Here is a 14187-nt window from a genome sequence, read left to right as displayed (position 1 = left end):
CTTAAATTAGGTGGTGTAAAAATGAGGGTCTCCTCTATAAAAGAAACAAGAGTAGAGATAAGTTTTTTATTTTTCTATCTCTTATCAGTTTTCTTTCTTTGGATAAAAACGTATCTGGTCCAGTTCACTCAGTTTGACTTAGGAATTTCCAACTTAATGCAGCAATTTTTATTACTATTAAATCCACTCGGTTCAGCATTATTCTTTTTAGGTATTTCAATGTTATTTAAAGCTAAAAAGAAGTACTTAATCTTAATTTCCATGTATCTATTTTTATCTTTGTTACTCTTTGTAAATGTTCTCTATTACCGATTTTTCAACGATTTTATTACTTTGCCCACATTAACCCAAACTCAAAATTTTGGAGATGTAAGTGGTAGTATATTATCATTATTAAAACCTTATGATGTTCTGTTTTTTCTAGATTTATTAATTCTTATTCTTTTCCTAGTCTTTCGGTTAGTTAAAATAGATATGAAAGAACCTAGAAGAAGAACTAAACTAGGTATTTTTACAGTTACTATGATTTTTTCTATTTTAAACCTCGTTTTAGCTGAAGTTGACAGACCACAATTGTTAACAAGGGGATTCGATCGAAATTACATTGTAAAATATCTGGGGTTATATAACTACACTATTTATGATGGCATACAGAGTTCAAAAGCATCTGCCCAAAGGGTCATGGCATCAAGTGATGAAATGACGGAAGTAATAAATTATACTAAATCAAATTATGCAAAACCTAATCCAGAATATTATGGTATTGGCAAAGGCATGAATGTAATTTACTTTCATTTAGAATCGATTCAAAACTTTGTTATTAACTACAAATTAAATGGAGAAGAAGTTACTCCATTTTTAAACTCATTAACGAAGGAAAAAAATACTTTATATTTTAAAAATTTTTTCCATCAAACTGCACAAGGAAAAACATCTGATGCAGAATTCATGGTAGAAAATTCTCTATATGGCTTACCTAGTGGTTCAGCCTTTACCATGAAAAGTGGGAACACCTACCAAGCAGCACCGGGTATTCTAGGGCAGAAAGGCTATACTTCAGCAGTATTCCACGGAAATGCAGGCAGTTTTTGGAACAGGAATGAGATGTATAAATCATTAGGTTATAACAACTTTTTTGATGAAAGCTATTATAGTGGCATTAACGAGGAACAGATGACTGATTATGGAATTATGGACAAGCCCTTTTTTAATAAATCCATTCCATTGCTTAATTCTTTGAAACAACCTTTCTACGCAAAATTTATATCTGTTTCTAATCACTATCCTTATTCCATAAATCAAGAAGAAACTACTATCCAAGCAAATAATACAGGTGATAAGTCAGTAGATGATTATTTTCAAACTGCCCGCTATGCAGATGAAGCACTTGAAAATTTCTTTGATTACCTAAAGGATTCTGGTCTATACCATAATTCCATTATAATTATGTACGGGGATCATTACGGTATCTCCCAAAACCATAACTCAGCAATGGAAAAGGTTATAGGGAAAAAAATAACTCCATTTGAATCAGCTGGCTTGCAGCGTGTACCACTATTTATCCGTGTACCTGGACAAGAAGGTGGAATTAAAGAAGAGTACGGGGGTCAGATAGATTTATTGCCTACTCTTCTACACCTTCTTGGTATGGATACAAAAGAGTATATTCAATTTGGTTCAGACTTACTGTCAGAAGAACATAATCAACTTGTACCTTTTAGAAACGGTGAATTTGTTAGCCCAACCATTTCCTCAGTTGATGACAATTTTTATAACTCGGAGACAGGAGAGTTATTAGAAGCTGATAAAATTGAAGAAGCCATTGAAACTCAAAAAAAGGTTGCTAACATCCTATCCCTTTCAGACCAAGTGGTTAATGGTGATTTATTAAGATTTTATACACCTAAGAACTTTACCCCTATCGATCCTTCTCAATACATTTATAAAAAATTTGAGAACGATGAGTAATTAATAAAGAAACCTGATAGTCCACTGGGATTATCAGGTTTCTTTATATTTTTTATTTATTTTAATAGCAACCTTTTTAACAAGATTGCTCTAAAAGTCGATTAATGGTAACAATTAATTTCTCATCGTCATGCCTATAAAAGTTCTCTGTACCTTTTTTGCACTCGATATAATTTATATTTTTCAAGTAGTTTATCTGGTTAGAAACCATTGAGTTAGACATTTTAAGTCGATCGGAAATTTGGTTAACCGTTAAGTCCTTTTTGTAAATTAAAGATAAGATTTTTATTCTTGTTGGATTGGTTAACACCTTGCATAGTTGAGAAACTCCTTTTATATTCTCATCCGATAACAAAGAGAGAACTTCTTTCCTCATCACTTCCCCCACCTTCTTTTCCTATACATAAATATATTCTTACATGAACAGATATGCATATATAAAGGATATCTGAAAAACATTTTCTTTGTCAATTAATTTATTTTTTATTAAGGACTCTACCCACTTTATCTTATACAAGTAAAGTCCATCCTCTTCCCTTAAACAACTTTTCTATTTTATTTTTGCAACTATATATTCTGCATCGTATCCAACTCCTTGAAGTAAAGCAGAACCACGTCTATGCTGCCACGGTAAACCTATAAAATATAGACCTTTAATATTGGTAACGCCTCGTTGATGAATTAGTTTTCCATCCTTATTGTATAAATCATCTATGTTCAGCCAAGGTAATGAATTTGTAAAACCAGTAGCCCAAATAATATTGTTAACTTCTAGTGATGATAAATCTTTAAATATTACTTTATCGCGATTTATAACCATTACTCTTTCTTTTAATTTCACCTTATTTCGTTTAATGGCATCTCTCAGTTCGAATCCAAATATAGGATCACCCTTTTTTTGGATGAACCCTCCCAATAAAGAATTCTTACTTGCACTTAAAATTCCCAATTTATCAAACCACCAGAAAATGCTTTTTTGTTTAAAAATTAATGGCAAGAATACTAATTTATTACTATGTGCCAAGTATGTTTCTTTTTCTTCGGATAGTTCAACTGCTATTTGAGCACCGCTATTTCCACCGCCTACAACTAAGACATTCCCATCCTTTAACTGCTGTGGATTTTTATACTGAGAAGAATGCACTTGATAAATCTCATTAGATAAATCACTGGAGAATGACGGTATCATAGGTGTTTGAAAGGGACCTGTGGCAATAACTAGATTACGTGTCGTGTACGTATCTCTATTTGTACATACTACAAATTCCTCTTCTTGTTTTGTTATACTTGTTACTACTGTTTGAAATTTAATAGGTAGTTCAAACTTTTTAACATATTGTTTCAAATAAGAAGCTACCTCATCTTTTGTAGGGAACCCATGCTTATCTCCTTCCATTGCAAAACCAGGTAGAGAACTATATATTCTAGGAGTAAATAAAATCAAGGAATCATATCTGGACTTCCAACTCTCCCCTATTTCTTTTCCTTTATCTAAAATAAGAAAATTCATACCCGTTTCTTTTAAATAATAACCCATGGAAATACCAGCCTGGCCCGCTCCAATAACTAGTGTGTCCAACATTGTATTTATCCCCCTTAATATATAACAAGGGAAAACATAACGTTTTCCCTTCTTTTCTAATTAATGATGATGATGATCATGGGCTGGTTCACCTTTTGCTTCACAAAGGATTGAATTTTCATGGTTATGTGCTAAAGTTTCCATTTGGATGGTTACATGAGTAATCCCCTTGTGTTCAAGTGCATGTTCTATTTTCCGAAGAATATTTTCACCTTCGGCGATAGTTAATTGCTTATCAACGACAGCATGGCAAGACATTGCATTCAAACCACTTGTGATGGACCATATGTGTAGGTCGTGAATAGAGTGTATTCCTGGTGTTTTACTAACTGTGGTAATAATGTCCTCTACGTCTACATTTGAAGGAGTTCCTTCCATAAGAACGTGAATAGCATCTTTGGTTACATAGTAACCACTTCTTAAAATAAGAGCAGCTACTAATACACTTGCCAATGGATCTGCCCAACCCCATCCAAAAAACATGATAAGCAATGCAGCTATTATGGCACCAACTGAACCAAGCATATCACTAATAACATGTAAAAAGGCACCACGCATATTTAAATTGTTTTCTGTATCTCCATTTCGCATCATAATCCAAGCTACCAATATGTTAACAAGTAAACCAATAATACTAATATAAAGCATACCTGTTGTTGCTACCTCTGGTGGATTGGCAAAACGGTTAATTGCCTCATAAAAGATATAAAGAGAAATAAGTATTAGAGTAACTCCATTTATAACAGCTGCTATTATTTCAAAACGTTTATACCCAAAGGTTTTACTATGACTAGCTGCTCGCTCCCCTAATTTAAATGCTATGAGTGCAATCAACAATGAAATGGAATCACTTAACATATGTCCTGCATCGGATAGAAGCGCAAGACTATTTGTAACAACTCCTCCTATTGCTTCAATTACCATGTAACTCGTAATAATAATAAAAGAAATGAAAAGCACCTTTTTGTTTGATCCACCTGTATGATTATGACTATGACTATGATCATGCCCCATTATAATAATACCTCCTTAATAAAACATCTGATTATATACTACCCCAATAAAATAAATGAATGTATTTTAGCGCACACTCTTGAAACTAAAAGATGTTATATATTCTTCTTATTACAATATATGAACATATATTCATATAATTATTATATACTCGTCTTTATTAAAAGTCAAAAAAATTCTATAATATGTAAAATCTAAATTAAAAAAGGGAAATAATCCATAAGATAAAAAAGATCAATTCATTAATTGAATTGATCGAAGGAAATAGGAACTTTTCTTCCAATTAAGTTTTTATTCCATGCTAAGCATTAATGAAATATACAAACTAATAACGGACAGGAGACACATACAGAACGATAAAATCACATGCCTTTTATTTATAAAGGAAAGTACTAATAAAACCAAAAAAAGTAAAGCAAATATTAACAGTATGATACTGTTTAAATGAATGCTTATTTGCACCTGTATATCAGGTACAACATCTCCTCTAAAAAAGAGTGAAGTCATTTTGGAAATAGTTTCATTTGTAATAGCTGTTTCTTTTGGCGGTGATTGTTGACCTAATGCCGCTGTTGCAGAAAAAATCAACAATATAGCGTAATTTTTTAGCCACACGCAGTTCCGCGAAAACTCCTTGTGGTATCGTTGGTTCGGCGTATCTACCATCTTTGACTAATTGTGCAATGACTTTTGCGTCTTTTACATCGTTTTTAGTTGGAGAGTTATCGTCTAGCTCTTTACTGTGCTTGACGTGTAAAGGATTGACTGTGACGAACTTAATCTGTTCCTCCTTTAGAATATGAGCTAAATTAAACCAATAATGACCTGTAGGCTCCATTCCAGTAATGACAGACTCCATTTCGCATGACTCTTTTATTTGATTAACCCAATCAATAAATGTCTTAAATCCTTCTTGGGTATTATCAAAAAAGCAAGTAGTACCTAGCTCTATTCCACGATAATCCTGCGCTCTAGCTACATGATGATGTTTGGCAATATCAATACCTATTACTAAAGTTTTAGGTGTGATTTGAGCTATTTTATGATTTTGGTTATAATTCATAGTGAGACCTCCTAGTAGATATTTTGTCCCTTTTAGCTGGCCAGCTGAGGACACATTTATCTTATCAAGAGGTCTTTTTTCTTTCAAATCGCATTTTCACTTATTACAGGAATGCTGCCCTTATAGTTATATAACAACGGAGCAAATACAATTCCCTATTAAATGAACAAGTTTCTTGACTAAAGATCTTTGAAAAAGACTTTATTATTCGATTTATTAATTTTGAACACAAATTGCCCTACTCTAATGAGTAGGGCTAAGTAGTTCTAAGCTGTAAAATTAGTATATATCCATCCTCATTATTTTATGTAGTACTTAGAAAAAGTTGCTGGTCCACTAATTATCTATACGGGTAAAGATTATACTTTCTCCAAGTCTTATTTCGCTTGTGTGCCAACCAGCAACAAGCCAAGATTTAGCCTGGGAATGTGTTTTATCATTTGCCCACCACGCATTATACTTTTTAGCAGATGAAGGTAACTCGAAATTCAAGATTTCCTCAATTTCACTAAATGTGATAGTCAACCGTATCTCGTCTTGTTTATGTTTTAGATATTCTAATAGTTTAAAGTATTTTCCTTCATACATTTTTAACTATCTCCTAATTACGTTTTATTTTAAACCCTTATATTCAGATTCGGCAGCATCCTCACCAAAAGCATCCTTCCATAAATCATAGGTTCTAAATAGGGTTCTTTTACCTTCTTTATACAAGTGAACATTTTTAAAATTATATGGATTTCCATCAAACACCTTTATATTGCTTGTTTTTTTGTTCATAATCATACCTGATCTAGTTACCTCATATAATCCTTCAAATCCCTTGGCAGTTATATCTCTTTTCTCTTCTGACATTCTATCCTCTCCATAAAACAGTATATTCTTAATATTACTTTGTTTTTTACGGTTATGTCTAATTCAATTTATCCAATGACTCAATTTTTCACGAGTTTTATTTCAGAGAACTAAAAAAACCCAAAGGAAGTTACTTTGGGTTTTCGATTATTCATATATTACTTCGACTTTTATTTTAGCCCACTCATCAGGATTATCATTTAAGATATCAAGTTTCTTTATGATTGCTTTATATTGCACACCAGCCTCTAACATGGCTGCAAGATCTTCAGAGTAATATCTTGGGACATATCCTAAGCATAAGTTGTCTCTATATATAACTCTAACTGCATTTACGTCTACCTGATTATCAATATCTCGTATTAATGTTACAACTTCGTTCTCTTTAATTTCGCCTTTCACACTAGGAAAGTCATATCTTCTCGCCGCAGCTAGATCAAATGTGATTTGGAAAGGTTGATTCTGTATAAACTCAATAAACTGTACAAATTCAAAATTATCCGTTCCTAAACGACCACGAGTTGCTCCAAGTATCTCCATAACAGTACTAGTTGTATCCAAATTATACTTTAAAAGTATCTCTGGATAATTTGGTCGCTTTTTATTGGGCAATCGATTCATTAGCCCTGGGAATAGTTGTCCCTTACTTTCGTAAGTTTCCCCTAAATCTGGAAAGCTTGGATAGTTTTTAAACCCAACACTTACGGCCTCTTGTAAGTTCTCCGATAAATAAGAGAATATATACTTGTTCTCATCTCCATTATAGATTAACTTACCAACCACATATCTCTGACGAGACTCAGGTTCTTTCCAAACCAATAGTAATTCATTTATATTTTTATCCATGTCATCACCTATATTCAACAATATATCTCTTCTAAATTGAATAAATTTAGTAACTACTCTTTTATATTCAACATCTAATATTTCTTCTGGTACCATATCGACGATTTCTTCAACCAAATGGTCTTCTAAGTTAGATAGAGAAGTAAATAATCCCTTAAATTTCTCTGGATATTTACTTTTCAGGAATCTTATTAACGCAAAATGATTTGCTCCTCGTTTATCTTTCATACCAATTTTGGCTCTACCTTTAAACAAGTGCCTTAGAAGCTCACTATCAGAACTAATAAACTTTTCAATATTACCTCTAGATAAATCCCTACCTAACGAAGCACTATTATCGTACATTGGTGAAATTGCTACCGTATCTTCTTTCTCATGACGAGTGATTCCCCAATTGTCTTGATGCCGATCTCCATTTGCAATTAACGCGTCGAATAGAACTATATATAGAAAGTCAGCAAACAAATTACTTTTTTCAAGAAATTCTTCAATTACTTCTATATTATATTCTATTCTCCCCTCATCATTATAGGTGTAATTGAAAAATGACCCACTATCAAAATGAGAGTAACCCTTTTCTTTTTCAACAAAGAATGGAGCGTCTACACTTATCTGGACAGAAAAATTAAGGTCACGTACACTTGATCTAAAACAGATGAGGAGAACCCACTATGAAAAAACGAGAACGCCGTACTTTCACGCCTGAGTTTAAAAAGCAAATGGTGCAGCTATACCAGAATGGAAAAACGAAACGAGCCATTATTGATGAATATGATCTGACTCCGTCCTCTCTTGACCGGTGGATTAACCAGGATGAAACCTCCGGTTCTTTTAAAGAAAAAGACAATCGTTCTTCTGAACAACAGGAGCTTTTAGAACTCCGCAAGGAACTAAAACAGCTAAGAATGGAGAACGATATTTTAAAGCAAGCCGCGCTGATAATGGGACGAAAGTAAATGTCATTAAGCAAAATAAAGACAAATACTCGATATCAGCAATGTGCAGCGTCCTACAAATCACACGTAGTACGTATTATTATGAGGCCAAAGAACGTCAGTCAGAAGACGACGTAACAGGCACTGTCATAGAAATTTTTAAACAAAATCGAAACACCTATGGCACGCGTAAGATTAAAGTGGAGCTTTACAAGCGTGGATTTACGGTTTCTAGAAGACGAATTGGCCGTATCATGAAGGAGCAAGGGCTAGTTTCCTCCTATACAGTAGCACAGTTCAAGCCACAGAAAACTCCCTGTAATGAATCGGCTCAGACTAACGAATTGAAACGTAAGTTTCAGCAGACAGAAGTAAAAAAAGTAGTCGTCAGTGATTTAACATACGTTAAAGTCAAAAATAAATGGCATTACGTATGTATCTTTGTCGATCTCTTTAATCGCGAAATCATTGGTTTCAGTACAGGACCCAACAAAGATGCGAGCCTTGTCGCACGAGCTTTTTCTTCTATTCAAGGTGATCTGCGGGATATCCAGCTGTTCCACACCGACCGTGGTAGCGAGTTTAAAAACCAGCTCATTGACCAAACGTTAGCGGCATTCCAGATTGGCCGCTCTTTAAGCATGAAAGGCTGTCCATATGATAACGCTGTAGCGGAAGCTACATTTAAAATCATTAAAACAGAGTTTATTAGTCAAATGAAATTTGATAGTTTAGAACAGTTAACGCTTGAATTCAGTGACTATGTTAACTGGTATAACAAGCTTCGAATCCATGGAACACTAGGTTATGTAAGCCCCATTGACTACAAACGATCGTCCCTTAAAAAAGCTGTTTGATTTAATGTTGACAATCCACTCTCTAATTTGTATAAATCATCAATATCAGCATTCTCTAATAAGGAAATTACATAATCGTCAAAAAGTTCAATAGGAATATCTTCTGTATTACTCACTTTTCCCCAAACATCTATATCACTAGATATAGCTTTTTTAAATAAAACATTGATTTCACTCTTTTGTAAACCAGCCAATAAATCAATTAAATTATCAAAATACAGTTCAATATCACTATACAAAAGCCTTATTATTTTAGTAAGTTTCTCACTATTAGGTTCTGTGTGAAGTAGATGTACAACAAAGGATATATTGAGTGCCGCTATACTAGTAATATCATCAACTCGAATTTTTTGGGATATCTTTCTAACATTTTTCAGTGGTTCAGTTAACATTTCATTATTTGAACCAATTTTAACTAGTTGAATAAACTTATTATCAATTGCACTTAAAGCTCCTTCATGAAAAACAGATAGATAATCTTCGTACGACTCATTTAACCAATTATTTAGAATCAGAAAATATAGTAACCTTTTTTCAGATAAATCAACGTGAATTTCTATTCCTTCTTCTTTAATCAATCTTGAAATTGACTTACTGTGAATCACTTTAATTTTTTCTTCAATCTTTTTTATCTCGTCCTTAACTACTTGGTCTCTTTTAATTATATCCTGATCAAACTCTTTATAGAGATTATAATAGTCAATATTATTAACTTTCGTAAAAGATTCCACATTAGGAAATTCTTCTCGTAAGTTATCTGCACTATTATAGATTCTTACTTGCCCTTCAGAATTAAGTAAATCAATATTACCAAACACCTGGTTACCAATATAATTATAATTAGAAGCATTACTGTAGATATTTGTATTCATTATAAAACTGCTGTCTGAATATATTTTCACATTTAACAAGTTTCGTTTCTTCGCAAATAGCATTGCAATATCTTCTTTGTCTGTAATTATACTACCAACACCAATTTGAGTTTTTTCTTGTAATGATTGAATTTCCCTCTTTAGATTTGAGATGATTTCTTGTTTATTATTAAAAATTTTATAAACCAGACCCTTATTCTCTATTAGTTGAGAATAATCATTAGGATATATATTCTTGTATACTATAAACGCAAAAAGATGATTATAAGTCACGCTTGATTGTTCTAATCTATTACGATACACTTCGAATTCATTGCAAATATTGGTAAGAGTACGCATATCGTTAATAAATAAAGCAAGGTCTTCAATTAGCTGTTCACTCAATTTTTGCTGGTTATCCTCTATACTGTATGAATTATTACCGCTCTCTATATGTCCCTTTAATTTTTTTAGTAGTAGTGATTCAGCATTTGAGCTGTGCATAACTTTAATTGTTGGGATAATAAAATCAAAGAACTTTGTACGATTATAAGTTAACTCCGTTTCATCTTCATTTGTAAAAACATCATCTTTTAATGCATATATAAATTTAATATCTAGATCCTTTAATTGAGCAGAATTATTTAAGGTAGTATTAAGACTTCTTAAACGTTCAAAGATCTTTACGTTTTCAAATCTGTCTAAGTCTTCAAAAACGATATATTTATATTTCGACTCACGGAATAAATAAATTATTTCATCCATGTAACTATTGAATACTGTAGTACCATCTTGAGGATTAAATTCAATGTTTGCATTAGCTATTCCAAATTTACTAACACCTAATTTTCTAAAAATCATTAAGGTTACATATATGGCAGGAACATAAAGAACTAATGCTAAAATAACATAGCTTAAAAATAACAATAAATTTGACCAGAGACCTTTACTTACCCAATCAATAAAAACTTCATTAAGACTTTTCATCCAGTCATTACTTATTAATAAATATGTAAATGCAATAGTCGATAATAAAAAGGCTAGAATCCTAAAAATATACCAAAAGGTTAAGTCACTAATTTTAACAAATCTAGAATTAGGAACTTGATTTGGATTTACCTGATAGAACATTTGTTGTAAGATTTGTTGTTCTAAAAGATTTTCATGCAAAGCAGGATTTGTATCCTGTTCCAATTGAAATGTGGCTATTGATACTCGCATCATCCTGTTTGCTTTATCAGCATTTTCTTCAAAATATGATTCTATTATCGTACTTTTCCCTGCGCCATATCCTCCTGTTATGGCAATATTCTTATTTTCAGTTAACTTTAAAGCTTCATCCAAAGCTCTAAAATAAGTTTTCTTACTTTCTAGATCCAAATTATTCTTAGCTGCTAAGCTTTCATATTTAATTAAATCATCAGACATTATAATCTCCTCTTCTAAAAACGTTCATCATATACTAGTATTATACAAATACTTCTAATAAGTAGTAAATACGTTATGGCAGCACTTTAAGCCCCAGACCGTCATCTGGAGCATTCAAGTTCATCACTTTAGGATAAGTAAGTTATGTAATAAACACCTGTCATTTAAATATTCTGAGGAAGATATTCTGAGGAAGGAGAAAATATGTAGGTAACCAGATATACTGTTATTTGCTATTCATTGGAGCAAACAATGCTTCCCCATCATTTTTTGGCGAATTCACCAAAGTAGAAACCTCATACTTCATCATTTTGACCGCGTCATAGGGTTTTAGTAATCCTTTCAACTGATCTAAGTCCTGATTATTAGGATTTAGCCAATCATCATAGTCCTCTTGCTTTAAAATCACAGGCATTCTATCATGAACATCTCTCGTAATATCATTTGGAGTAGTCGTAATAATAGTACAAGTTGCTAGAGATTGCTCTTGACCCTTATTCCACACTTCATATAAACCAGCAAAAGCAAATGGCCTTTTATCCTGCATCACAAATCGGAATGGTTGTTTACCCTCTTCTGTTTTCTTCCACTCATAAAAGCCATCACTTAAAATAAGGCACCTTCTTTTTTGAAAGGCTTGTTTAAAAGAAGGTTTCTCATCCACTGTCTCCATACGGGCGTTAATAAGCTTATAACCAATTTTCGGTTCTTTAGCCCAACTTGGAACTAATCCCCATTTCAAAAAATTCCCTACTCTCTCGTTGGATTTATTAAAACCTACCGCTAATATCTCTTTTCCTGGAGCAATATTATATCTAGGTGTAATATTTTCTTCCGGAAAATCAAATCCAAATTCCTCTTGCAGTAATCCCAACTCTTCAGTTAAAGAAAATCTTCCGCACATATAAACTCCCCGTTTCTCTTTTTACTTTATTATTACCACTAAATCACATCTAATAGCACATACCCTTAGAAAACAATATATAAAGTTATAAAACATGGTAATATATCACCAGAGGAGGTTTTATGAAATTGGAGACCCTTCGGAAATTAGCGGAATGAATTATATACTATATGGTCTTATGGCTAAACAATGATTCTATATTTTAATACAGAAGGTGTATTAGTAGAAGTCAGTGACTTATAACGTAAACTGTTTGATATTTCTTTATCATTTTTAATCCGGAATAAAAAAGAGACAGGTTATTTAGACTGTCTCTTTTTCCTTCTCTAGGGTATAAGAATAAATTATTTATCTTTCAATCTATTAATGGCCATATTTTGATAGAGGATTCCCCTAAAATATGAGAGACGGGAACTGTTCCAAAAACTCTACTATCCGTACTGTGGTCCCTATTATCACCCATTACAAAAATTCCATCATCTGGGATAGTCATAGTTTCAAAATCCTCAGTTCCTTCCTTTAAAAAAGACTCCTTAACTATACTCCCATTAATGTATAGAGTGTTATTTTTATATTCTAATATCTCACCGGGTAATCCTATAACACGTTTGATTAAAACGGAATTATCTGGAAGGGTAAACATGATGATATCAAAACGTTTTGGTTCTCCTATTTTATAACTAACCTTATCCAACAGAACATAATCATGGTCATTTAAAGTTGGATACATGGACTCCCCATCTACCTTACCTAAGGAAAAGAAGTAAGATCTTATAACAAATAGACAGATACATGCGACAATAAATACAAGAAGTTTATTTCTAATATATTTCTTATTCATAAAACGGTACTCCTAATTAGGCTAGTGTTTTTTCTAAGATAAATGAAATGTTGCTGGTTAACGTATCCGATGTAATAAAGATTGCTCAACGATATCATCTATCAAACCAAGTTTATCCTGTTCCCCTATAGTAGTATTGGGAATCTTATTTTTCTGGAATTGAACATAAGATCTAGTCAGATATTTAGTTAGAACAGTTTCTGTTTGTTCTAAAAACAATTTTGTATGGTAAACACTTTTAAAAGTTATTACTGTCCCTTCTAACAATTCATTAAAGGTACGTGTGGTATAAATCATCTTTTCAAATTGACTATTATATGGGTACATCTTTAATTTAATGTTTTTCTCTCGCTCTTTCAGTTTTACGCTGAAGTCTCCACCATTAAATTTTGGTTTCAACAAGATATATTCTAAGAATTTGTTATTAATAACACTTACCTTTATCCATAAGTTATGGCACTGGTTGGCACTATCTTCATGATCATTTTGGAATTCATGATCTATGGAAAGTATCTTTAATTTCGGCTTATGTATATTCATATGTTTTCCTTTCTTTCTATGGTTTTAAATGTACTTATTTAGCTCTATATTAAAAAACTTCTCCCCTTAGAGGTAACGCCTGTTTCAATCGTTAAAATCCAATTATAAACATCCTCTAAGGTAAAATGAGATTCTGATAAAGTTTCTGGAAATGGCTCTTCTTGCTCTAATATCCTATACATTTTATTAAGAGCTTCTGGCATAACGCCAAAACTGAATAAGTATCTATGCTTCACTGAGTTACTCTCTCTATAGGATTGCCTAACATAAATATAAAATTTCCCTTTTGTATATTTCTTTGTAAGATAGCCTACTTTACCCATTTAACCCCTCACTACGCCCTGTTTCCCCTACATAAACTTATATGGTCCGTGTATGTTTTTTGCAAGCAAAAAGTGCAGAAAAATGCAGCGAAATTTACATAGGCTTGCAGCTAGTGTTTACATTAAATTCCATCTTGTGTTTTGATTGAAGAAAGTGCATTTTTCAACCGGTAACTTTCC

13 protein-coding genes and 1 pseudogene are annotated in these 14187 nt (G+C 32.5%); 2 read left to right on the top strand and 12 right to left on the bottom strand.

What is annotated here, in order from left to right; translation table 11 throughout:
• The first annotated feature begins 21 nt into the window (after window positions 1-21).
• A complete protein-coding gene (gene ltaS / locus M3600_RS22740; protein WP_016205119.1) occupies window positions 22-1968 on the top strand; it encodes a lipoteichoic acid synthase in 1947 nt (648 codons plus the stop codon).
• Window positions 1969-2044: 76 nt separating this feature from the next.
• Here the strand turns inward: ltaS and M3600_RS22735 are convergent, their stop codons facing one another.
• From M3600_RS22735 to M3600_RS22705, 7 genes and pseudogenes are all read right to left on the bottom strand, one after another.
• Window positions 2045-2344, bottom strand: coding sequence for an ArsR/SmtB family transcription factor (locus M3600_RS22735; protein WP_016205120.1), 300 nt, complete (start codon window positions 2342-2344; stop codon window positions 2045-2047).
• Between the two features lie 174 nt (window positions 2345-2518).
• The gene (locus tag M3600_RS22730; RefSeq protein ID WP_016205121.1) at window positions 2519-3550 is read right to left on the bottom strand and encodes a flavin-containing monooxygenase; all 1032 of its coding nucleotides are present in this window, start codon (window positions 3548-3550) and stop codon (window positions 2519-2521) included.
• Between the two features lie 60 nt (window positions 3551-3610).
• A complete protein-coding gene (locus M3600_RS22725; protein WP_016205123.1) occupies window positions 3611-4564 on the bottom strand; it encodes a cation diffusion facilitator family transporter in 954 nt (317 codons plus the stop codon).
• Between the two features lie 595 nt (window positions 4565-5159).
• A pseudogene (locus tag M3600_RS22720) lies at window positions 5160-5627 on the bottom strand (IS110 family transposase); the annotation flags it as partial.
• A 336-nt stretch (window positions 5628-5963) separates the two neighbouring features.
• Window positions 5964-6215 carry a DUF7662 domain-containing protein gene (locus tag M3600_RS22715; RefSeq protein WP_248562628.1) on the bottom strand — a complete coding sequence of 84 codons (252 nt, stop codon included), beginning with the start codon at window positions 6213-6215 and terminating at the stop codon, window positions 5964-5966.
• Between the two features lie 24 nt (window positions 6216-6239).
• Window positions 6240-6482 carry a 3-ketosteroid-delta-1-dehydrogenase gene (locus M3600_RS22710; RefSeq protein ID WP_248562627.1) on the bottom strand — a complete coding sequence of 81 codons (243 nt, stop codon included), beginning with the start codon at window positions 6480-6482 and terminating at the stop codon, window positions 6240-6242.
• A 147-nt stretch (window positions 6483-6629) separates the two neighbouring features.
• Window positions 6630-7793 carry an HIRAN domain-containing protein gene (locus M3600_RS22705; RefSeq protein ID WP_251647713.1) on the bottom strand — a complete coding sequence of 388 codons (1164 nt, stop codon included), beginning with the start codon at window positions 7791-7793 and terminating at the stop codon, window positions 6630-6632.
• Between the two features lie 206 nt (window positions 7794-7999).
• Here M3600_RS22705 and M3600_RS22700 point away from each other — a divergent pair.
• Window positions 8000-9120 (top strand): IS3 family transposase gene (locus M3600_RS22700; RefSeq protein ID WP_251647711.1). Its coding sequence is split into 2 segments (ribosomal slippage): window positions 8000-8249 and window positions 8249-9120, totalling 1122 coding nucleotides; the frame shifts between segments, so codons are not numbered across the junction.
• On the opposite strand, the gene M3600_RS22695 is transcribed toward M3600_RS22700, so the two are convergent.
• From M3600_RS22695 to M3600_RS22675, 5 genes are all read right to left on the bottom strand, one after another.
• Window positions 9087-11399 (bottom strand): YobI family P-loop NTPase, encoded by a 2313-nt coding sequence (locus tag M3600_RS22695; protein WP_251647710.1) that lies wholly within the window; start codon window positions 11397-11399, stop codon window positions 9087-9089. The two genes, M3600_RS22700 and M3600_RS22695, sit on opposite strands and share 34 nt — an antisense overlap.
• A 226-nt stretch (window positions 11400-11625) precedes the next feature.
• The gene (locus M3600_RS22690; protein WP_251647709.1) at window positions 11626-12303 is read right to left on the bottom strand and encodes an SOS response-associated peptidase; all 678 of its coding nucleotides are present in this window, start codon (window positions 12301-12303) and stop codon (window positions 11626-11628) included.
• Window positions 12304-12658: 355 nt separating this feature from the next.
• Window positions 12659-13144, bottom strand: a complete 486-nt coding sequence (gene lepB, locus M3600_RS22685) for a signal peptidase I (RefSeq protein WP_251647708.1) — start codon at window positions 13142-13144, stop codon at window positions 12659-12661.
• A 57-nt stretch (window positions 13145-13201) separates the two neighbouring features.
• Complete coding sequence (locus M3600_RS22680; RefSeq protein WP_251647707.1) at window positions 13202-13684, bottom strand: hypothetical protein; 483 nt, start codon at window positions 13682-13684, stop codon at window positions 13202-13204.
• Window positions 13685-13728: 44 nt separating this feature from the next.
• Window positions 13729-14007: a hypothetical protein gene (locus M3600_RS22675; RefSeq protein ID WP_251647706.1), complete on the bottom strand. Its 279-nt coding sequence runs from the start codon at window positions 14005-14007 to the stop codon at window positions 13729-13731.
• Window positions 14008-14187: the final 180 nt, after the last annotated feature.

Source organism: Niallia sp. MER 6, from assembly GCF_023714395.1.
Classification (GTDB): Bacteria; Bacillota; Bacilli; order Bacillales; family Cytobacillaceae; genus Niallia.
Note: the sequence above shows the minus strand (reverse complement) of the source record. Positions and strands in the feature narration are given on the sequence as shown.

Coding starts and splice junctions, on each gene's coding strand:
- ltaS (WP_016205119.1), top strand. CDS start 22: ATGAGGGTCTCCTCTATAAAAGAAACAAGAGTAGAGATAAGTTTTTTA.
- M3600_RS22735 (WP_016205120.1), bottom strand. CDS start 2,344: ATGAGGAAAGAAGTTCTCTCTTTGTTATCGGATGAGAATATAAAAGGA.
- M3600_RS22730 (WP_016205121.1), bottom strand. CDS start 3,550: ATGTTGGACACACTAGTTATTGGAGCGGGCCAGGCTGGTATTTCCATG.
- M3600_RS22725 (WP_016205123.1), bottom strand. CDS start 4,564: ATGGGGCATGATCATAGTCATAGTCATAATCATACAGGTGGATCAAAC.
- M3600_RS22715 (WP_248562628.1), bottom strand. CDS start 6,215: ATGTATGAAGGAAAATACTTTAAACTATTAGAATATCTAAAACATAAA.
- M3600_RS22710 (WP_248562627.1), bottom strand. CDS start 6,482: ATGTCAGAAGAGAAAAGAGATATAACTGCCAAGGGATTTGAAGGATTA.
- M3600_RS22695 (WP_251647710.1), bottom strand. CDS start 11,399: ATGTCTGATGATTTAATTAAATATGAAAGCTTAGCAGCTAAGAATAAT.
- M3600_RS22690 (WP_251647709.1), bottom strand. CDS start 12,303: ATGTGCGGAAGATTTTCTTTAACTGAAGAGTTGGGATTACTGCAAGAG.
- lepB (WP_251647708.1), bottom strand. CDS start 13,144: ATGAATAAGAAATATATTAGAAATAAACTTCTTGTATTTATTGTCGCA.
- M3600_RS22680 (WP_251647707.1), bottom strand. CDS start 13,684: ATGAATATACATAAGCCGAAATTAAAGATACTTTCCATAGATCATGAA.
- M3600_RS22675 (WP_251647706.1), bottom strand. CDS start 14,007: ATGGGTAAAGTAGGCTATCTTACAAAGAAATATACAAAAGGGAAATTT.